Source organism: Dyadobacter sediminis, assembly GCF_005860765.1.
In the GTDB taxonomy this organism is placed as follows: domain Bacteria; phylum Bacteroidota; class Bacteroidia; order Cytophagales; family Spirosomataceae; genus Dyadobacter; species Dyadobacter sediminis.
In genome coordinates this window covers 1,137,018-1,158,082 of sequence record NZ_VCEI01000025.1, presented here as the reverse complement: position 1 = coordinate 1,158,082, position 21,065 = coordinate 1,137,018, and the positions used below count along the sequence as shown (strand labels likewise).

19 protein-coding genes are annotated in these 21,065 nt (G+C 45.2%); 6 read left to right on the top strand and 13 right to left on the bottom strand.

The annotated features are described in order from the left end of the window. Positions 1–38 precede the first annotated feature (38 nt). The 4 genes from xth to FEM55_RS16905 form a co-directional block, all read right to left on the bottom strand. Positions 39–815 carry an exodeoxyribonuclease III gene (gene xth, locus FEM55_RS16920; protein WP_138282512.1) on the bottom strand — a complete coding sequence of 259 codons (777 nt, stop codon included), beginning with the start codon at positions 813–815 and terminating at the stop codon, positions 39–41. 445 nt (positions 816–1,260) lie between these two features. Continuing rightward, positions 1,261–1,695: a MarR family winged helix-turn-helix transcriptional regulator gene (locus FEM55_RS16915; protein WP_138282511.1), complete on the bottom strand. Its 435-nt coding sequence runs from the start codon at positions 1,693–1,695 to the stop codon at positions 1,261–1,263. 44 nt (positions 1,696–1,739) lie between these two features. After that, positions 1,740–2,159: an organic hydroperoxide resistance protein gene (locus FEM55_RS16910; RefSeq protein WP_138282510.1), complete on the bottom strand. Its 420-nt coding sequence runs from the start codon at positions 2,157–2,159 to the stop codon at positions 1,740–1,742. 148 nt (positions 2,160–2,307) lie between these two features. Next, positions 2,308–2,865: a maltose acetyltransferase domain-containing protein gene (locus FEM55_RS16905; protein ID WP_138282509.1), complete on the bottom strand. Its 558-nt coding sequence runs from the start codon at positions 2,863–2,865 to the stop codon at positions 2,308–2,310. A gap of 358 nt (positions 2,866–3,223) precedes the next feature. Between FEM55_RS16905 and porV the strand changes: the two genes are divergently transcribed. Next, positions 3,224–4,327: a type IX secretion system outer membrane channel protein PorV gene (porV, locus tag FEM55_RS16900; RefSeq protein ID WP_138282508.1), complete on the top strand. Its 1,104-nt coding sequence runs from the start codon at positions 3,224–3,226 to the stop codon at positions 4,325–4,327. A 628-nt stretch (positions 4,328–4,955) separates the two neighbouring features. Here the strand turns inward: porV and FEM55_RS16895 are convergent. Then, positions 4,956–5,297 (bottom strand): hypothetical protein, encoded by a 342-nt coding sequence (locus tag FEM55_RS16895; RefSeq protein WP_138282507.1) that lies wholly within the window; start codon positions 5,295–5,297, stop codon positions 4,956–4,958. A gap of 651 nt (positions 5,298–5,948) precedes the next feature. On the opposite strand from FEM55_RS16895, the gene FEM55_RS16890 reads away from it, so the two are divergent. Then, on the top strand, positions 5,949–7,826 hold the full coding sequence (locus FEM55_RS16890; protein ID WP_138282506.1) for a T9SS type A sorting domain-containing protein: 1,878 nt from the start codon (positions 5,949–5,951) through the stop codon (positions 7,824–7,826). Between the two features lie 117 nt (positions 7,827–7,943). Here FEM55_RS16890 and FEM55_RS16885 read toward each other — a convergent pair whose 3' ends face one another. The 5 genes from FEM55_RS16885 to FEM55_RS16865 all read right to left on the bottom strand — a co-directional run bounded on the left by FEM55_RS16885 (position 7,944) and on the right by FEM55_RS16865 (position 11,891). Next, positions 7,944–8,945 carry an aldo/keto reductase gene (locus FEM55_RS16885; RefSeq protein WP_138282505.1) on the bottom strand — a complete coding sequence of 334 codons (1,002 nt, stop codon included), beginning with the start codon at positions 8,943–8,945 and terminating at the stop codon, positions 7,944–7,946. 90 nt (positions 8,946–9,035) lie between these two features. Next, entirely contained in the window at positions 9,036–9,923 is an 888-nt protein-coding gene (locus FEM55_RS16880; RefSeq protein WP_138282504.1) for a helix-turn-helix domain-containing protein, read from the bottom strand. Between the two features lie 119 nt (positions 9,924–10,042). After that, on the bottom strand, positions 10,043–10,624 hold the full coding sequence (locus FEM55_RS16875; RefSeq protein WP_138282503.1) for an OmpH/Skp family outer membrane protein: 582 nt from the start codon (positions 10,622–10,624) through the stop codon (positions 10,043–10,045). 33 nt (positions 10,625–10,657) lie between these two features. Beyond that, entirely contained in the window at positions 10,658–11,359 is a 702-nt protein-coding gene (locus FEM55_RS16870; protein WP_138282502.1) for a hypothetical protein, read from the bottom strand. Then, positions 11,337–11,891, bottom strand: coding sequence for an RNA polymerase sigma factor (locus tag FEM55_RS16865; RefSeq protein ID WP_138282501.1), 555 nt, complete (start codon positions 11,889–11,891; stop codon positions 11,337–11,339). Before FEM55_RS16865 ends, FEM55_RS16870 begins: the two co-directional genes overlap by 23 nt. 239 nt (positions 11,892–12,130) lie before the next feature. Between FEM55_RS16865 and FEM55_RS16860 the strand changes: the two genes are divergently transcribed. Further along, complete coding sequence (locus FEM55_RS16860) at positions 12,131–12,457, top strand: hypothetical protein (RefSeq protein WP_138282500.1); 327 nt, start codon at positions 12,131–12,133, stop codon at positions 12,455–12,457. A gap of 89 nt (positions 12,458–12,546) precedes the next feature. On the opposite strand, the gene FEM55_RS16855 is transcribed toward FEM55_RS16860, so the two are convergent. From FEM55_RS16855 to FEM55_RS16845, 3 genes are all read right to left on the bottom strand, one after another. Beyond that, positions 12,547–13,911: a peroxiredoxin family protein gene (locus tag FEM55_RS16855; RefSeq protein ID WP_138282499.1), complete on the bottom strand. Its 1,365-nt coding sequence runs from the start codon at positions 13,909–13,911 to the stop codon at positions 12,547–12,549. Positions 13,912–14,107: 196 nt separating this feature from the next. Continuing rightward, entirely contained in the window at positions 14,108–16,801 is a 2,694-nt protein-coding gene (locus tag FEM55_RS16850) for an SP85-like N-terminal domain-containing protein (protein WP_138282498.1), read from the bottom strand. Positions 16,802–17,126: 325 nt separating this feature from the next. Beyond that, entirely contained in the window at positions 17,127–17,312 is a 186-nt protein-coding gene (locus tag FEM55_RS16845; RefSeq protein ID WP_138282497.1) for a hypothetical protein, read from the bottom strand. A gap of 690 nt (positions 17,313–18,002) precedes the next feature. Here FEM55_RS16845 and FEM55_RS16840 point away from each other — a divergent pair. The 3 genes from FEM55_RS16840 (at position 18,003) to FEM55_RS16830 (ending at position 20,868) form a co-directional block, all read left to right on the top strand. Further along, the gene (locus FEM55_RS16840) at positions 18,003–18,704 is read left to right on the top strand and encodes a porin family protein (RefSeq protein WP_171036588.1); all 702 of its coding nucleotides are present in this window, start codon (positions 18,003–18,005) and stop codon (positions 18,702–18,704) included. Between the two features lie 133 nt (positions 18,705–18,837). After that, entirely contained in the window at positions 18,838–19,833 is a 996-nt protein-coding gene (locus FEM55_RS16835; protein WP_138282495.1) for a GRP family sugar transporter, read from the top strand. Positions 19,834–19,860: 27 nt separating this feature from the next. Further along, on the top strand, positions 19,861–20,868 hold the full coding sequence (locus tag FEM55_RS16830; RefSeq protein ID WP_138282494.1) for a nucleoside hydrolase: 1,008 nt from the start codon (positions 19,861–19,863) through the stop codon (positions 20,866–20,868). The last annotated feature ends 197 nt before the right edge of the window (positions 20,869–21,065 follow it).

The window sequence follows — 21,065 nt, the reverse complement described above, 5'->3', positions numbered from 1 at the left end:
GTAAATTGCAGATTTATCAATTTTAGCAGTTTCCAGATTTAGTCATCTGACAGTTCAATCCAAACCGGCGCATGGTCGCTGGTCTTTTCCCAACCCCGCACCTGACTGTCTACACCCGCAGCCGTAAGGCGTTCTGCCAATAACGGACTCAGCAGAAAATGATCAATGCGCAAGCCGGCATTGCGCCTGTACGCATCCCGGAAATAATCCCAGAAAGTGTAAATGGTTTCATCCGGATGCAGTTTCCGCAAGGCATCCGTCCATCCCTGATCCACAAGTTCCTTGAAAGCTGCACGCGTTTCAGGCAGAAACAAGGCATCTTTCAGCCAGCGTTCGGGTTTATACGCATCCATTTCCGTAGGAATGACATTGAAATCTCCCGCAAGAATGACAGGCATTTCTTCGGCGAGCAAGTAGGCAGCATGTGCTTTCAGCCTTTCAAACCATTGCAGCTTGTAATCGAATTTCGGCCCGGGTGCCGGATTGCCGTTTGGTAAATAAAGACAGCCAATCCGTTTCTCATCGACAACTGCTTCTATGTACCGGCTCTGGTCGTCATTTTCATCCCCCGGAAGTTCATTTTGAACCTGTCGAATTTCTTTTCCCTTTGCCAAAATGGCAACTCCGTTCCAGCTTTTTTGTCCATGCCAGATTGCATGGTAGCCTGCATTGAACAACTCCTTTTCAGGAAACTTTTCCTGCGGTGCTTTGAGCTCCTGCAGACAAACTACATCCGGTTTTGTTTCAGCAAGCCACCGAAGCAGTACCGGCAGGCGGGCGTTCATACCGTTAATATTGTAAGTAGCAATTTTCATCAGGTAACTTTCAGATTTATCCGTCGTTCATTCAGAACTGGATATTTTATAATGATTTTAAATTCATCCAAAAGTGTTCCAATTATGCTGAAACGCTCTCATAAATTTGCCGGCACTTCATTATTTCTGCTTTTTAAACCTTTAAAATCCTGATTCTACCTCGCCTGAAACATTGGAAAGGTAAATTCCTGAAATCGGAGTTTGGATTCTACACGCTTTTTATTTGAGTAATAATTAAGAACATTATCCGTAAAGCCACTCTTTTCTATAATAATCCGCATGGGTTCAGGCATGTTGGCATTTACCTGCCTGTGCCATTCCTGCAATGCAGGAAACATTTCCGAAGTTATTTCCGCCTCCCGATTTTCGGACGATTTTATGAAACCGTAAAAATGGGTAAAATCAGAAATCAAACAATCCGGTCTCAGCCAGAACCAAACCTGTTTCAGGCTTTCAGGTTCTCGATCAGTTTATAAAGCAGACCGTGCAAAACTTTTCCTTCTTCCTCCGTAATGCCGATGCTGTTGGCCAAACGGTTTTGCATTTCAGGTGCTCCGGACTTTAACTTCTGCCCTTTTTCCGTCAGTGAAATGATAATACTTCGTTCGTCCTGCTCGGAACGCACCCGATTGACAAGATCCATTTCCTGCATCCGCTTCAGCAAGGGCGTCAGCGTGTTGGATTGCAACTGCAGTTTCCCGGAAAGCACGCGCAGGTTTACCGAATCTTTTTCCCATAATACCAGCAAAACCAGATACTGCGGATAAGTAAGTCCCATTTCATCCAGAACAGGCTGGTAACATTTGGTTACCAGCCTGGATGCTGCATAAAGCGGGAAACACAACTGGTTTTCCAGTTTCAGAAATTCATCTGTTTCCATGCTTTTAATCCTTTTTTTATGCACTAAGCCTGGTTAAATGCAATTTATTCAATGACTTCCAGCTGTACTTCAATGTTTCCGCGTGTTGCATTGGAATACGGACATACCACATGCGCTTTTTCAACAAGTTCCTGTGCCTGGGCTTTTTCAATTCCGGGTATGTTCACAGCCAGAACAACGCCCAGTACAAATCCGCCTGCACCATTGGACTTCAATGCAACGGTAGCTTTCACCGTGGATGGAGATGCAGGTTTTACTTTTTCCCGATTCATAATCAGGTTCAATGCGCTGTCGAAACAAGCCGCATAACCTGCCGCAAATAATTGTTCAGGATTAGTATAACCTTCTTTTCCACCCAGTTCCTTTGGTGTACGCACTTCCAGTTCGAGCACGCCGTCTTCACTTCTGACTTTTCCGTTACGCCCGCCGGTTACTGCAACGGTCGTTTGATACAATGCTTCCATTTTAATAGCTTTTTTATCGTTTACGATTATATCGTATGCGATACAAATGTAAAATAATTTTCTGGTTTTCCAATATGCAGCTCCAATATTAAAAAGCTTGTGGTTGCAGGAAACGATATACCTCATTTACAAACCAGGCGGACAAAAGCTACACCAATGACCTGATTACGCGACAAGGATTGCCGGCTGCAAATACATCCGCCGGAATGTCCTTGGTTACAACGCTGCCCGCACCGATAATTGAACGGTCACCAATGGTTACGCCCGGATTGATTACGGCACTTCCCCCAACCCAGACATCTTCTCCGATTGTGATCGGCTTGGCCGATTCCACGCCCGAAGCCCTCGTTACAGGATCAATAGGATGCGTTGCCGTATAAATCTGAACGTTAGGCCCGAAAAGCGTCCGGCTGCCGATCCTTACATAAGTAACATCCAGCACTACGCAGTTGAAATTGAAAAATACTTTTTCACCCACAATCATATTACTTCCGTAATCACAATAAAACGGCGGCTGCAACCACAAGTCTGCTCCTGCATTGGGAATCAGCTGTTTCAGTATTTCAATCCTTTTTTCAGGCTCGTCTTCGCGGCTGTTGTTTAACTCAAGAAGCAGCAGGCGCGTCCTTGTTCTTTCTTCGGTTAATTGCGGATCAAGGGCAACGTAGAGTTCGCCATCCAGCATCTTTTCTTTTTCGGTCTTCATGAAATGTTCGTTTTACGTTTTTCAGAGTAAAGATTCTGAAAGTATAAATTTAGTACCACCGATAAAGTAAGGTATTTATCGCCATTGCCCGTTCATGCCTGAACTATAAACAGCACAATGTTCAATTGTACAAACAGAACCATTCACTTCCGGCCATACTTGCCAGAATTACTTTTTAATGGATAACAGATCAACCCCGTTTCAGAAATCATCATTTAATTAATAATAGTTACTTCTCTGCATTGGATATAATACTAATCTTTAAAAATATTCCGTTTTCAGAAAAACCGTTTCATTGCAAGATTTCAGTCCGTATTCATTTGTCAGAACCTGTTTCACCAGTTTAAACCCTTTTGCCATGAAGCTTCTTCCGTCCGGCCTGTTCTGCTTGTTCCTGTTTTCAAATGCTGAATTGTCTGCCCAGTCCCTGAGAATTCCGTCAAGTCAGCTATCATTTTTGCAACGTGCACCGGATGCCAGAAGTGCAGCCATGGGAGAAGCGGGCGTTGCGCTGAGTGCCGATGCCAATGCCACTTTCTGGAATGCTTCCAAACTTTCTTTTGCCGATAAGGATTTTTGTGCATCGGTATCGTATTTGCCATGGCTCCGCAAGGTTGTCCCGGAAATGTGGCAGGGTTACGGAAGTGCCTACAAGAAATTGCCAAATGGGCAAGCTGTGGCTTTGTCTTTCAATTACATGAACAATGCTGAAGTTGATTTCCCGGCTTATGCCAATTTTAGATTTTATGAAGCAAATCAGTCCGCCATCAGCGGCACTTACAGCCGGCGGCTCGGAAACAACTTCTCCATGGGCTTTACACTGAAATACATTGCTTCCCGGTTAACAGAAAACGTTTTATTAAATGGAATCGAACTCCGGAACGCACAAACCACGGCCGGTGACCTGAGCGTTTATTACCGTAAACAATTCACCAGCGAAACAACGGGAGAAGAGGTTACATGGTCACTGGGTGCGGTACTTTCCAATGTAGGCGGTAAAATCAATTACGGTAAGGGAACTGAAACAAACGATTTTCTTCCTACAACGCTGAAAGTGGGCGGCGGATTTTCTTTCACAAAAAATGGCGATCACAGGTTTAACTTCATTCTGGATGCCATTAAATTGATGGTGCCCACTCCGCAATATGCATTAAACGTAAACAACAAACCTATGCTCAGCGGTGTATTGGGTTCGTTTACAGATGCGCCCGGCGGATTCAGGGAAGAAATGCAGGAAGTTGCACTGGCAGCCGGCGGTGAATACTGGTATAAAGACGTTCTGGCATTACGCGGCGGGTATTTCGGAGAAAACAAAAACAAAGGCAACCTGAAATATTTTACAGCCGGAGCAGGTCTTCGTATCCTGAAAAAATACAGTGCTGATTTTGCCTATCTTTTTCCGGTTGAGCAAGGCAGTCCGCTGACGCAAACATTCAGGCTAACTGCGTCTGTACATTTATAAAGGTTCATTTAACCTGCTGCTGGTGCTTACAATCCACTTTTTGGTGCTGGCTGAAGTTAGTTCTTTGATCAATTACAATTTCTCCGCATTATGTCGCCCGGCCGCGGAGCGGCCACCTGTTTATAGCGAAAATCAATGAAGTGCTAAATGTAGATTTGATGAGGCCTCCTCATACATGTAAGAAACCAGGCGGCTCCTCCGAAGACAAAAAATCATTGCCCCACCCCTGTTTTCTACAAATAGAAAGCTCCTCCCGAGCTAGATGCCCGGCCGCAGAGCGGCCACCTGTTTATAGCGAAAATCAATTGCCAAAAAATCATTCTCCACCCCTTCTACAAACAGAAAGCTCCTCCGGAGCTAAATGCCCGGCCGCGGAGCGGCCACCTGTTTATAGCGATAATCAATGAAGTGCTAAATGTAGATTTGATGAAATCTCCTCATACATGTAAGAAACCAGGCGGCTCCTCCGGAGCCAAAAAATCATTGCACCACCCCTGTTTTCTACAAACAGAAAGCTCCTCCGGAGCTGGATGCCCGGCCGCGGAGCGGCCACCTGTTTATAGCGAAAATCAATGAAGTGCTATACGAGGCCCCTCCAGGGCCTCATACGATTTTGAAAAGAAAATACCTATTTGTTTAGAAGGCACAATCTTATTTTAGTCTCGCTTTCAGTCAGATGCGCCAGATAAATAATCATATAATTGCAAGTCACTTCTATAAAATCAATAATCCAGTCCTTCTTCAAAATCAGAAGTGCAGCACGGTATTCCTTTGCGTTCCTTGTATACCAGAAATCCCGGGCTTGGTAAATTTCGGTTAATTCCAGGTCGATAATGTTACCTGCGTCCGGGGCAAGTTCCTTATCAAGTGCAATGTATGGTTCTAAAAGATCGGCAACATGCTCTTTGAAAGGTACTGAAGTAGGCTCATATTCATAAATCAGATCAAGGTACATGCGTATAGAGTCCATTTTTAGGTAGTATTATTTACGTATAATAATAACGTATTTTACTATATCTTAAATGCACGGATTCCTAAACTTGTAAAGTATTTGGACAAAATTCAATAAAATTACTAATGCGTTCCATAAGATGAGCAGGTAGGTCCGTTGTATCCTTTTTTCCTCAATGGCTTATTGCAGCAAAACAACAAACTGCATTGACAGAAGGTTTTTGTTTCAGTTTAACTCAGGCATAATTATTTATCAACCGATAAAAAAGCCATTCAAATAATTGGCTGATAATGTCTTACAATATTTTTTTGGGTGCATAAAAGTTTTTATATACCAAAATTTAAGATCGGAATAAAAAAGAACAATAACTGCGTTCATCAACAGCAGCCGCTTTGATTACTGCAAATTGATGGATGGCTGATGGAAGATCTTGAAGTGATTTTTCCCATGGACATAGATACCATAACCCTCTCGTAAAAGCCGACAGAAAATTTATAGTAGAATTGTTTTTATATTGTTACAAACAAATTTTGATAATAACTTCAAGTTAATTTGTAATTTTAGTATTTGCACTGTAACTATTTGTGGTAATAGCAGAACAAATGGCCTGATAAGTAATGTGCCTGTTTTAATACAATTGAATACTAATAATTTATCCTCTATATCCAAATGAAACAAACACTACATTTCCAACCGCTGCATTGCATTTGCCGCAACATGCTATTCGGGTTAATGATGCTCTGTATGGGCATGCAACCCTTGTTTGCACAATCAGAACAGGTCCTTTTAAGAGATGATTTCAATGGAAACGTACTCGGTACAAACTGGAATGCCGATGAAACCTGGTCTGTTTTAAATGGCGCTGCCTACAATCCGTTCGATGCCGGCTCTCTGATCACGGCCGAGAAGCACAATGCAGAATCATACGTTATAGAAACAGCTGCGATGGGCTTGAATGGAAGCTACTGGCGTGAATTCAGGCTTATTTTCGGACAGGCAGATGCAACGGAGCAAAAAGCGTATGTGCTCAGTTACAGTCCGGATACGGGCGGACAACTGGTATTGGGTCTGGCTACGGATAATGTTTATCACCCCAAAGTCCTGGATGAGATCAGTATTTACCCTGAACTTACCAAGACCCAATGGTATAAGTTTAAAATAGCCCATTACAAAAGCGGATTGATCCAGGTTTTCCTCAACCGGGGTGCCGGATACCGTTCCAAACCGGATCTGGAAACCATTGACATTACCTTCAAGCAGCTCGGGCACTTTGGCTGGATGGTATCCACACAAACTGCCGGCGATCAATTTTATGTAGACTGGATAGAAGTGCGTGTTCCTCAGGGCATCAAACCGCCGGTTCCGGAAAAAACGGAAGAAGACAATCTGATCACGCAGGTTTCCAACGCCAGGGAAATACCTTATCAGGTTACCAAAATGCGCACCGGAAGCATCATGTATACAGATCGTGACTACCGCATTACTTCGGCTCCCTCCTATTTACAAGGTGCATCCTTCATCCAGATGGCTAATCAGGACAAAAATGAAACACAAACGGCATGGCTGACCACTTTCATTAAAAAGTCGGCCATCGTTTACATTGCCTATGATAAAAGGGCCGCCGCCTTGCCGTCGTGGTTAAGAAGCTGGCACAAAACAGGCGATTTGATCCGCACGACTGATCCCGGGTCCAATGAAATGGAAATTTACAGCAAGTCGGTTGATTACTGGCACCAGTATCCGCGCCCATTTATTCTGGGGGCCAATATGGAAGCGCCAGCCGAAGGTTCCAGAATGAATTATCTTGTGTTTGCCGTGGCGCAGCCGGAAATCCGGAACCAGGAAGCAGAAGAAGCCAAACTCTATGGCGCACAGCCAGCAAGAGACCATAACGGATATAGCGGCAAAAGTTATGTTGACTTTATCAATCCGAAGCATGATTATATCGAATGGACCATCCGGACGGAGTTACCCGGCACCTATACATTGGGTTTTCAGTTTTCCAACGGAAGCAATGGTGCACGCTCCATGCGCCTGACTGCGGACAATGAACTTGTTGAAATAACTACTTTTATTCCTACAAACAGCTGGAACAACTGGGCATTTTACTCCGGAGCCAAAGTGTATCTACAGCCGGGAACCCACAAAATCAGGCTTACTGCGATCGGTGACAGCGGCCCGAACATAGATTACCTTTCCGTCAGTTTCAGGTCGGAATACCCGGAACTTCCAAGAGCAAACAGCCTGGCACGAAATGGAGAAAAGGAACCTGAAACAATCTACTCCAAAGCCGATTATCCTGCTGTTGCTTACCCGAATCCTTTTCAGCAGAGCACAACCATTGCCTACGAGCTGCCGGAAACCACAATCGTAAACCTGACCGTGTACACAATCCATGGGCAAAAGCAAGCTGTTCTGGTAGACCAAATTCAGTCTGCCGGAACTTACCGGATCGAGTTTAACGGCCATCATCTGGCAGCCGGAACATACATTTACCACTTAAAACAGGGAAATACGTTCCGCTTCGGCAAAATCGTAAAGCAGTAATGATCAACCCGGACTGAATTGCATTTTAAAAAAACCCTGCGGGTTTTACTGTCCACTTTTCACATGCTATATCTCACATGCAGCCAATTTCCACCGGCTGCATGTGAAACTTTTGATTCAGCCATTCACCAGCGTCATCATACCTGCGTCATAACGGTTTCCTGCCGTTGTCCCGACTTCGACAATGGATTCCAGTGCGGCCAGCTCTTCCGTTGAAAAGGTAATTTCTCCAGCAGATGCATTTTCCTCGATATATCTGATCCGTTTTGTTCCGGGTATGGAAACCACACCTTTCACCATTACCCATGCAAGTGCAAGCTGTGAAGGCGTAACCTGTTTTCTTTCAGCTATCTTGTTGATTTCTTTCAGCAATTCCAGGTTTTTGTAAAAATTTTCTCCCTGAAAGCGCGGTATGCCGCGTCGAAAATCATTTTCTTCAAAATCATCCGGTGATTTCAACTGACCGCTGAGAAATCCGCGGCCCAGCGGCGAATAAGCAACAAAACCAACGCCCAGTTCTTCTGTTGCATCCATGATGCCATTCACTTCCGGCTCGCGTTCAAAAAGCGAATACTCGGTTTGAACGGCTGTGATGGGGTGAACCGCATGTGCCTTGCGCAGCGTTTCTGCAGATACTTCCGAAAGGCCGATGTATTTTACTTTTCCGGATTTCACCAGTTCGCCCATTGCTCCCACTGTCTCTTCAATCGGAGTCTGCGGGTCAACGCGGTGCAGGTAATATAGATCAATGTAATCTGTTCCCAGGTTCCGCAATGAACGATCTATTGATTTGGCAACATATTCCGGACGGCCGTTTATGGCCCATGTCAGCTGTTCGTGATCGTCAATTTCAAATCCGAACTTGGTCGCAACGGTAAATGCATCGCGATTGCCCCGGATTGCTTTTGCAACAAGCCGTTCATTCAGCAGCGGTCCGTAGAGATCGGCCGTGTCCAGGAAATCAATTCCCAGTTCAAGTGCGCGGTGGATGGTGGCAATGGATTCTTTTTCGTCGGCAAGTCCGTAAATGTTTCCGCCTGCAATGGTGGTCATGCCCATACAGCCCAGTCCCTGTACAGGCACTTCAAGGCCCTGACTTCCTAATCTGGTTCTTTTCATTTTACTTCTGTTTTTTGTTTTTGACAGGAGCAAATGTAGGCGGATGATTGAGTCAGGCGGCTAAACGTTTCAAACGGATTTTTATACTTTTCAAAGTGATTTGCGAAAAGCCAAAGGTGTGATGCCGGAATGCTTTTTAAAGAAGTTGTTGAAGTAGGATGCATATTCAAAACCGAGGCTGAAAGCAATATCGCCCACGCTCCACTCGGTATAGATGAGCAGCGACTTGGCCTCCGCAAGCAGACGTTCGTTGATATGCATCGTTGTAGACTTGCCCGTTACTTCCTGCACGGCCGCATTCAGATGATTGACATGTACAGAAAGCTGGGCCGCGTAATCGCCGGCACGTTTCAGAGGCAGCATTTTGTCGGATGAATCCACGGGAAATTGTTTTTCCAACAGATTCAGAAAAAGCTGCGCAATGCGTTCGGAAGCGTTTGCGGGTACAAAATAAGCCATGGCCGGCTGCATCTTGATCGCCTCGTGAATAATCAGGCTCAGCTGGTTACGGATAATATCATTCTTGAAAACATACTCTCCGTCCGCTTCCAGTTTCATCCTTTCAAAAATACTTTGCAGGTAATCGGTCTGATGCTGGTTCAGCAGATAAATGGGTTCTCCCCCGACTTTGAAGAGCGGGGATTCCTGAAGATTTTCCATTCTGCCGCCTGTATGCAGGAACGTATCGCTGAAAATGCAAAAGAACCCGGCCGGGCTTTCGTCACCGCTTTCCCACGAATAAGGAATCAGCGGATTGGTAAAAACCAACGCCGGCGCCGGAATGTCAATGCCCCGGTGTGCATACAGCAGGCGGCTGCGACCTTTGAGCACGAGGGAAATCTTGTAGTAATCACGACGGTTGTACGACGCCAGCGTGCACTGGTTATCCCCGATAACAGAGAAGCGGAACTGGGTTGGCGATATCAGCAGTTCCGGCATGCTTCGGTCGCCCCGGGTTATCATTTCAAATTGCTCCATCCTCAAAATTAAGGATTTCAAAGGATTCAGCAAAGCGTTGTATCATATGCAAATAATGAAATGCTTCCGGAATTCACATAAACGCATGCCGCATTGACTTACATCATCCGAGATGCAGCTTACTCTTTTGCAGCAGCTGTATCCGTTTTGTCCGGATCGACGCCTAGCTTTTTCAGAATCAGGCCGGTCACATTGTTTTCTTCCGAAGCTGTAAATAAAATGAACGGAATGGTGCCTTGCCCGGCATCCATATTAAAGATGTAAACAAAACCGTTTTCCTTGCCAACTTCCTGAATGGCAGCATTAATCTTTTTAAAAATAGGCTCAATCAACTGCTGCTGCTTGTGATGCAGCGATTGCTCCGCACTGGCCCTTGATTCCTGAACCCTGGCTTGCAGACTTTCCAGTTCTTTTTCCTTGTCGGCACGGATAACGTCGCTCATTTGCGCTCCGTCTTTCTGGTATGCAGCCAGTTTTTCCTGAAATTCCTTTACCGTTTCATTTATGGCTTTTTCAAGCTGTGCTTTGTTTACTTCAAGCTCACTTTGCATGACTTTGCTTTCCGGCAGCCGGCTCAGTACTACATCGACATTAGTATAACCAATCCTGAATGGACCGGTTGGAAGGTTGGCTTGTGCATGAACAGCGGCATTCATAAACAAAGCTGCGAAAATGAAATGAAACAGGGTACGGTTTTTCATCTTAAAAGTACATGACTGTTGAAATGTGGTTCTTTATCTTTTTTGCAGGAAAAGTCTGGGTTCGCGGCCCGGATGGTGCTCAATAAATGCAGGATGATCAAAAAACAACAAATCCACGGACCTGTTTTTTTCTTCCAGCCTGACGATCATCCTGCGCTCTTCCCTGACTCTTTTCGCATGTTCGAACATCTGAAGCAGCGGCGCAAGGGTATCATGCGGCGGAGGAACGACTGCTTCCAAAGCCGGCTCCTTTTCCAGAATTCCGGCATCCGCAAATACATGCACTGAATCAATTCCGGACGGATTTACGTTAATTTCCGGCTTGTTTACAATTTTATGTGCACTTCCGGTACGTTTTTGCCGGATAGCCTTGTGTATCGTTCTACTTCTTTCCTCGTGTTCGGCTACAAAACTTTTACCATCGGCCGAGTCAGCGGCATTGCCTTTTAATAGCTTCTGATTCTGAGGCGGATATGCTTTATGACCTGTTGCCGCGATGTTGTTTTTATGAATATTTGCCCGTGAATCTTCTTTCAGATGAATGAAAATCAATGCCGCCAAGCCAAGAATAAAAACGGCGGAGGCTGCTGCGTATGGCATCCACCGGCTGAACGGATTGTTCTGCTGGCGCTGTTCTATTTTCGCCCAGATCTTTTCAGCATTCCAGTCCTCGGGTGCAGCGGACGGGCGCTCAGCTGTTTGCTTGATTTTTTTAAACAACCTTTCGTTTTGCATAAACCGGGTCCAGTTCAATAATCCTCTTTTGTAACAGACTTTTTGCCTTGCTCAGCTGCGACTTGGAAGTTCCGGTGCTGATTCCCAGCAACTCGGCTATTTCCGCATGCGAGTATCCTTCGATCTCGTAAAGGTTGAAAACCGTACGGTAACCGACAGGCAACGCTTCGATAACCCTGAAAATCTCTTCAGCTGACAAGTTGTCAATAGTTGCATCATCGACGTAACCGGACTCTTCTTCGGCATCCGTGATGATTTTAAACCGCTTTTCCTTTTTCAGGACTTTCAGACATTCATTCACAACAATTCTTTTCATCCACATTTCAAAAGGCGGAATGGCAACAAAACGGCAGGTATGCATTTTCTGAAAAATAACAAACACGGCTTCTGCCACTGCATCTTCTGCCTTCACGGTGTCCGGAATATACCTTCGGGCCAGCCTGTACAGCATCTTTCCATAGCAATCGAACAATATCCGTTGTGCACAAACATTTTTGTTCTGGGCTTCATGAATGATGGAAAGTGTAATCAAGGTCTTTATGGATAAACTATGGTAATAATATTCCGGAAGACCAAACGGTTGCCTGTCATCAAAAACTTTTATGGACTTCTGTCTATAACAGTCGCAAGAAGGGATGGGATTTGTTGCAGGAAATCAGGATTTGATGCATTCGGAAATGCAAACCGATACAAATTTGCTATGTTTGTAACCGGCAGTTAAATGAGGATCAGACTGCTTCATTTTATGTCTCCCATTCTATTTTCAAATCCATGAAAACCATCAAACTGCTGTTGTTCTTTCTGGCTGCATGCTTTCTGAATGCATGTATTTCCAACAACATAGCCTGGAAAACAAACGAAAATATGAGACTTGTAAAGATTGGAATGACCAAAGAGGAAGTCATTCATTTACTCGGCAATAAATACATGATTACTTCTTCGTCCAATGATGCTTACGGAAATCCGGTGGAAGTACTGGGTTACAAAAGTGATGCGGATGAGGAATACAAGCTTAAATTCGTCAGCAACCAACTGAAGGAATGGAACCGGGAACATGTAAATAAATACACCGTCAAAGATCCTTCCATTTTGAATTGAAAAGAATGAGACCATCTGTGTTCTAGTCAAATGCGTCGGCATGCGAACAATGCGGCCGTAATAATTTCGCTGCCGGTCAGTTTGCCCGGCTAACGCAAAACTCCCAATTCACGGAATTTATTTTCAAGTTTTTCTTTATGCAGATTTTTTGCAACGATCCTGCCATCCGGCCCGATGATAAAGTTGGACGGGAACATATCTATATTATAAGTCTCTATGATTTTGTTAATGCTGTCGGAAAGAACCAGTGGCCATGGAACCAGCCTTTTCTTCAGAAAACGGCCCAGACTTTCAGGTGTATCCTCGCTGGCAATTCCCAGAAACGCAATCTCTTCCTTGTTGATCTGCTGGTATAAGCTGGTCAATGCAGGAAATTCCTCGACACAAGGCTTGCACCACGTTCCCCAGAAATCAACAAAGAGGTATTTACCTTTAAAATCTTCCAAGGAAACGGGTTTGCCGCTTGTAAATTCATTTCCGGAAAAAGATCTGAACAGAAATCCGGGCTGTGTCGAATAGCTGCTGGCTGCTATAGATCCGCCTTGTAACTGCAAAACACCCCGTTGCGGATTGTACCCAAGGTTCTTGTATCTTTTCTTACTATTGCCGGTTCCAAAATCGATGAACTCGCCAACGGCAATCCCATGCCCGAGACTTACTTTCTCCGTTGACTTTTCCGGCTGGTTCCTGTCAACCAGCAGCAGTTCTGTATCTTCATCTGTAGCCGGAGCAGTAAAGCCATTGTTAAAAGCTATCGGATACTCCTGACCTGAAACCTTTATGACCGCTTCGGCATATTGCGGAAAAGAATAAAGAAAAGTTGTCTGGGACGGATTCTCCGGCAAATGCTTGATCACCATCGGAACATGCGAAACCAGTACTTTGCCATCTCTGAAAACGTCGAACTCGATGCGATGCGATTTTTTGTAATACCTTAATGTATCCTGCTTGGACGCAGTTTCAGGATAAAAAGGGACTTCATCCGCAAAATCGAGATTGTTATTGGAATCGATCATGACGGCTGTTTTTCCGGATTCATCCATGCCTCTGATTACATATACATAACAACGCACAGGAAGTCTGGATAAACGTGTGGAGTCCGGCTCCCAATCCCAGCTTTTCTGCAAATCAAAATACATACTCGAATCAATATTTCCCTGAAAAAAGTTCTGGTAAACCAGTTGCTTATAATCCAGCACGACCATCGACCTGACAACCTTTTTCCACTTTTCCGGAATGCCACGAACCGGCAAGTATGTTTTCACCCAGCCCGCACCGCCTGCATTGTCGAGCGTGTATTCTGCCGCAAGCACTCCGTAGCTGGAACCGAAAGGCCCGAACCCCTCCACAAATGTAACCGGAAGCTCCACTACATTCCCGGCAAGTTCATTGCTGTTTTGCCGGCATGCGTACAAGCCAATCAGCATGCAGATCATTATTGAGATAGGTTTCATGAGGATGTTGTGAAATATGTTTTTCGTGCAATGGAAAGGGTATGGATCAATCTTTGTTTTCACCGATCAAAAAAAATGCTTTATGCACCAGCAGATTTGATTTTCACTGATGCGTAAAGCATTTTTTGTTTACTCGGTTACAATATGCTGCGTTTTTCAGAAAGCTGGATAAACAAGCTAATCCTGAACGAGTGCTTTATTCCACAATAACAATCTTCTGCGTTTCCGTTCTTGCATCATCACCTGTCAACTGAAGAATATAGCTGCCCGGTGTCATTCCTTGTACGGATACGCTGATGATGCCGTTGTCTGCGCCTGCACTCAATTGCTTTGCAACGGTGCCGTCCATTCGAATCAGTTGTACATCATACCGGCTTGCTTCCCTGGTCACAATATTCAGCTGATCTTTGACCGGATTCGGATAAACCATCATGCCTTGTATGCTGCTGGATGCGTTTGCACTTTCTGCAGTTTCAGTAAATTCAGCCAGCCGGCTCCGCTCATTCTTTTGTTTTCCGGCGTCCACATTCATGTAGGCAATGCCATTTACACTGAACTTTGCCCTTCGGTACATCAGCGTGCCTTTGTATTTGAACGATCCGCTCATTCCGAAGTCTTCATCCCAGCCATTTGCGCCAACACCTAGCTGAAAGCCTGTACTCCGGTTGGTTGGTGAATGCGCAATAAAAAGTTTACCGGAAAGATCGCCTGTGCCTTTCAGGTAACTTTCGTTGCTCAGCTCCCAGAACAGCCAGTCTTTGTGGTTTTTGGCGGCTGACTCAATGGAAGCCTTACTCAGTGCCGTATACGTTCTTCCTTTGGCACTCCAGCTTTTCCAGTCATGCTTATAAATCAGCTTGAAGTACACGTCAAAACCAATATCCTTGTTTTCGCGATGAACGATTCTTCCTGTTATGACGGCCGTTTTTCCGTTATCCACCAACTGTGCTTTTCCTTCCCAGACAAATTTCTGAAGTACTTTTTCATTAAACAGAAATGCCCACGGACAATTCAGGCAGACCGGCTTGCTTGGCCGCCAGTCTTTAAGCCAGTATTTGACAGGATAGTTGCTGACAACTCCGGCACGTTCATAAGCGCCCATATCAACTTTACTGCCCTGTATTCTCGCTGCACCGGCATAATCCGTGGCAATACCCACCAGGCCATCTGCTGCATTATTGCCTTTGTCCACCGGAGCTGCCGCTGCATTCAGCCGCAGGCCGTCATCCGAAGTCCCTGCAACATTATCTGCTCCGTCCGGATCGGCAGCATTCACAAATCCCGGATCGGTATCGATGTTACCGCCTTGATCGGTTCCGGCAGTGCCGTTCCATGCGCCGCTTCCGCCCGAACCCTGAACAAGTGAGTAAGATACATCTATAATGCCCGTCGATGAAATCTGTGCCCCGCTTACACCTGCAGTATTTCCCCATAATATAGAATTTTCAACATAAGTATGCAGGAATTCCAGTTTATCAATAATGTATCCCTGATTGTAAATGGCACCTCCGTTTTTGCCTGCATTGTTTCCGGTAAAAGTACAGTTGGTGATTGCCGGCGTCAGTTCCGGCATGTAGCTTCCGTCTCCTTCCAAGCCCATGACCCGGACAAAATTGGCTATCGCGCCGCCTTGATCCGCAGCCTGATTGCCTGAAAAAACACAGCCCACATAACTTGGTTGCAGCTTGCCCGCATCGCTCAGGTGTACGGCGGCACCGCCCCATGCCGTAACATTGCCGCTCGCACTGTTGCCATAAAAGCCGCAGTTAACGAATTTAGGCGCTGAAACACCAAGTATTTCTGTCTGAGATCGGTTTGAAGTCATGTACACGGCTCCGCCTCCGCCGCCTTCAAATGCACCGGTCGGATTGCCTGTAGTTGTATTGCCAAAAAAGAAACAGTTTGTAAAACCGGCGTTGGATGCCACCATACCTACGCCTCCGCCTGATCCCGGAAGCGTACTGTTGTCCGGCGAAACAGCTGTCACTTTGTTGGAGCGGAAACAGACGGAGTCAAGTACTGCATGGTCGCCAACCAGGTAAATGGCCCCGCCGCGCCTGTACGCTTCATTTTCCTTGAATTCCGATTTCCTGATCTGTGGCTGGTAATTGCCGGCATTGAACGAGCCGATATTGATAGCACCGCCTGCAACATTCGATTTGTTGGCAATGAATTTGCAATTTTCGATCAGCGAGGTGACAGTTCCGCCGGTGGGTGCGCCGTTGCAGAAAAAAGCCCCGCCTTCGGAAGCTGCATAGTTCCCCCGGAATGTGGAATTGACAAGGGTCGGGCTGCTGGCGTTTATGGCTCCGCTCAGCTGATTGTACCAGCCGCCGCCATCCTGATTGGCATCGGTGATCGCGGCGGCGCTCATGGCCTGCCCAGCAGTCACCACAAAGCCATCCAGCCTTGTAGCGGCGTCGACATTATTGGTATAAATAACATGATAGGCATTACTGCCAACGATCTGGCCTGTATTTTCAGCGATGGAATTTTCGTCCGCATTCAGATCATTATTGTCAATGTCGCCGCTCAGAACGGTGACATTCGTCAGGAAATTCCGATCATTTCTATTGACTTCAGTGCCGGCAAAGCCGCCGTACAAGGCAACGCCAGAAGGAATTCTGAAAGTGGCTTCGCGTGGTTCCGTGGCGCCGTTTCCATTTACATCAAACAAAGTAACTGGCTTGTATACTCCTTTTTTTACCCAGATTTCATTTCCGTTTACCGCAGAAGCAAGTGCTGTGGACAAACTGGTGTAGGCGTTGGCCCAGCTGCTGCCATTATTGCTGCCAGCGGCAGAAGGATTCACATAAATGATCGTGGCTGCGGATAACAGTTCAGGAAAAAGACAAAGTAAAATGAGGCGGAAGTAAAAGTTGATTTTCATCACTGATAATTAGAAATGAGTGAATTGTTTAACAACATACAGTAATTCTTAAAACCAATTGGTTACCGGAACATTCTGTAATTTTTCGCCAAAAATAAAGTGTTTGATGTGTTACCTGATTACGAAGGATATTGTAATATTCCAAAATTTTATTAAACGGCAACAAGAAGGAATTTGCATCTGAAACGACGCGTGGAATTAATCTATTTGAATGTGATTTCAGGAACCGGCAAGTATTTTATCTGCCGGTTCCATCAGTCATTCGCGGGCAAAAACAACACTTTTATTTAAGCTTCAGTTACTGCTGCAAAGCGGGCAGATTCAGCTATTTATTCCAGGAACTACCCGAATTGTCTTTCACAAGATAAGCACCTGCAATGGCCATCAACCCGAAATAAAAAGGCAATGCTGTTGTATAAGCAGCCTGGCCGGACTCGGCAACAAATCCGTTCCATACACCAATCCGGACAACATTCCTCAGCAGGTTTTTATCAAGAAATATTTCAATCATGAAAGCTAAGACGCTGATTACCGGCGGGGTTAACAATATATATCCAATAATTTTACTGACATTAATCTGCTTCTTGCCATCCATACTGTTTCTTTTAAAGACTGGTTGAGTTTTACCTTCATACTTTCTGGTACCTGAAAACGGCCGTTTTCAGACTGTATATTACGTATTTTATTTACATGCCAAAACAAAACCTGCTTTAACTTTTCCGATTAATTGAATTCGGCATTCAGCATTGTATACGCTGAGGGTTTGTAATAAAGATTCAAGGCAATGTATTAAGCCCGTTATTCCGGTTTTCATTTTTTTATTCAACTGTATTGCAAATACTGCATTCAATTAAATTTAAAACATCAAAACATGGCATTAACACAAAGCCGTAGAACAGAAATAATAGCTGTTTAAAACTCTTGATTCCGGTTTTAATTAAAGTAACCAAGTGTTGACATTACCTGGATTTTAATACAATCCAATTTTATTGTCATCACAATACCTTGTTCCTAAAACAATGCTGGAAAATCGTTTCGTTTCTGCATAGTCCAGCCTGTTAAAACACCAAACAAATAAAAAACCAAGGATTGAAAACGGGATTTATTATGGATATTTTACCAGCAGAAAATCCGCCTTGACCGGTTTGCACGCTTTTTGTGCAGGCAATAGCATTTTACACCAGGAAAACAAACCATGAAAATGTTGAAATTACTGTTGCGGATCATTCCTTTTATGCTGCTTGTACTTACTTTCACAACCAGCTCCCGGGCGCAGCTGAGTGCCGGCCTGCGCGGCGGCGTTCATTTTGCACATATGGGTACTCAAAATACGGTTCCTGATTATAAGACAACCACAGCCCCGGGCTTTGCCGTGTTGTTCCATTATGCCGTTAATCCTTTGTTCAGTATTCAGGTCGAGCCCGGCTATGCGCAATGGAGCACCCGGATTTCAGAAACACAAACCGCACCCAATTACATACGGGATTATACGTCCAGAATATTCCTGAATTATATTGAAATCCCTGCGCTGCTTCAGTACAAACCGCATCTGAGAAAACTGCGGGCCCTGTTTTCCTTCGGGCCGGAAGCAAGGTTTCTTGCAAAACCGATGCATGCAAAGACAAAAGTGATCCAGTATTACAATGGCCAGATTACGGATCAGCTTGAAACAGAAGAGCGTTACACGGGTGATTTGGGAGTGAGAAAATGGGACATCGGGCTTGTGGCGGGTGCGGGTGTTGCATATCCGGCAGGCAGTTTTACCATCCTTGCAGAAGGACGATACCATTATGGCTTTACAGATATATACGGCCATCGTAGCGGCAATTCATCTTCCATTTATGTGCGCGGAATTTCGGCTCATGCAGGATTTCTTGTCCCGATTGGTAAAAAACAGAATTGAAAACATTGCCTGCAAAACGCCTTCTATCATCCGGTTCCCTGTAAATATTTGTATAAATGATTGGGTAAAATTCAGAACGGGAGCCTTTTGGGTAAAGGATCAGAAGCAAGAACTGAAATCAATTTCCCAGCGCATGTTTATTATCGAAAGTTATACGTCCGCCGTTATTTTCTGTGTGATTACCATGATTTGCTGGGGTTCCTGGGCAAATACCCAAAAACTGGCAGCGGGAACGTGGCGTTTCGAGCTTTTTTACTGGGATTATGTTGCCGGAATTTTGATCATTGCAACTTTGATGGGCCTGACTTTCGGCAGCAGCGGAGATCAGGGACGTCCCTTTCTGGAAGATATCAGTCAGGCAAGTCTGGAATCCGTCGGGCATGCCATGCTGGGCGGGATTATTTTCAATGCTGCCAATATTCTGCTGGTCACGGCCATTGCAGTGGCAGGCATGTCGGTCGCTTTTCCGGTGGGTATTGGCATTGCGCTGGTTTGGGGCGTGATTGTCAATTATATGGATAACCCGGTCGGTAATTCGTCGCTGCTTTTTACTGGCGTTGCACTGATCGTTGCCGCCATCATCCTGAACGCTTATGCATACCGCCGGAATACAGGCCGGGCAAAAGGCATGTCGGTACGCGGATTGCTTTTTTCGGTTGCTGCGGGCATATTGATGGGATTTTTTTACAAATACGTTGCCGCCTCCATGTTTGCCGATTTTACTGTTCCGCAGGCTGGCAAGCTCAGTCCGTATTCGGCTGTTTTCTTTTTTGCCGCCGGTGTTTTCCTGAGCAACTTTCTGTTTAATTCCATCATTATGAAAAAGTCCGTGGAAGGTTCACCCGTATATTACCGACAGTACTTCGCAGGAACTTTCCGGAACCATCTGATGGGCATGCTGGGCGGCGCCATCTGGTGTATTGGCATGAGCTGTAATATTCTTGCTTCCGGGCAGGCGGGACCGGCAATTTCCTACGGCCTCGGACAGGGTGCCACGGTAATCGCTGCGATCTGGGGTATTGCAGTCTGGAAAGAATTCCGGAATGCGCCGAAAGGAACCTCGCTGATCCTGAATGCCATGCTGATTTGTTACATGACCGGGCTGGGAATTTTGATTGCCGCCAGATAAATAATCCTTCATAACCTTGCTATTTCAATGCATTACTTATTACTCGGCATACTGTTTTTTGTAAATGTCCGTTCGTCATCAGAAAACCGTTCAGCATCTACTGACTTTTCGGAGAAACCGGAAAAGATCCGCCTCATCATTGACTCGGATGCCAACAATGAACTCGACGATCAGCATGCACTTGCCTATGCTTTTTTCAGCCGTGATCAATTTGATCTGGAAGGCATCACGATTAACAATACAAGAAACGGAGGCACGCTGAAAGGCCATTACGACGAAGCAGTAAGAGTAGCAAAACTATGCAATGCATACCATGATGTTCCAATCTACAAAGGTGCGTCGGGGAATTATGCTGATATCCAAAACCACGTCAATGAAGCGGATTATGACGGAAAAGAGGCTGTTGACTTCATCATAAAAAGCGCAAAATCCAGCGATACCCGTCCGCTTGTGCTCTTACCGATCGGAAAGCTGACCAACATTGCTCTGGCTTTGAAAAAAGCACCTGAAATCGCTGGTAAAATCCGGATCGTATGGCTGGGCTCCAACTATCCGGATGCCGGTGAATACAATCTGGATAACGATACTACATCCGTTTACCCGGTTATTCAATCCGAAGCGCCTTTTGAAATGGCCGTTGTCAGAAACGGAAAACCTTCAGGAACGGCAGCGGTTTGGGTTACACCTGCAGAAATCAGTGCGCGGCTGAAAGGCAAAGGTATAAAAGTGGCTGATGCAGTGCCAGGGCGTCATGGAAACAGTTTCGTGACGTTTGGCGATTACTCTGCTGATCTCTTTGCACATGCCGATCTGCATGGCAACCCGCCTTCCCGCGCTTTGTATGATATGGCTGCGGTAGCCATTGTAAAAAATCCGGACTGGGCTGCTAAAACGATCATCGGTGCGCCTGTTCTATCCGGTAACAAATGGACTGGCCAGACCCAGAGCAGCAAAAAAATAGGAATCTGGGAAAATTTTAAGAGAGACGAAATACTTTCTGATTTTTATAAGACCATAGAAAAAAGCGCTAGGTAAATTACGCTCCTTGTACATAAGAAAAACCCTGCAGAATTGTTTTGCAGGGTTTTTCTTGTGCATATATCTTTCCTTTCTACTTCGGATACACTCCCGGACGACGTTGCACAAACCAAATTGTTCAATAATATATATTCTACTTATTTATAAAAAAATTAGAAATATTACTACATTTCAAAGGAAAATTATTCAAATTT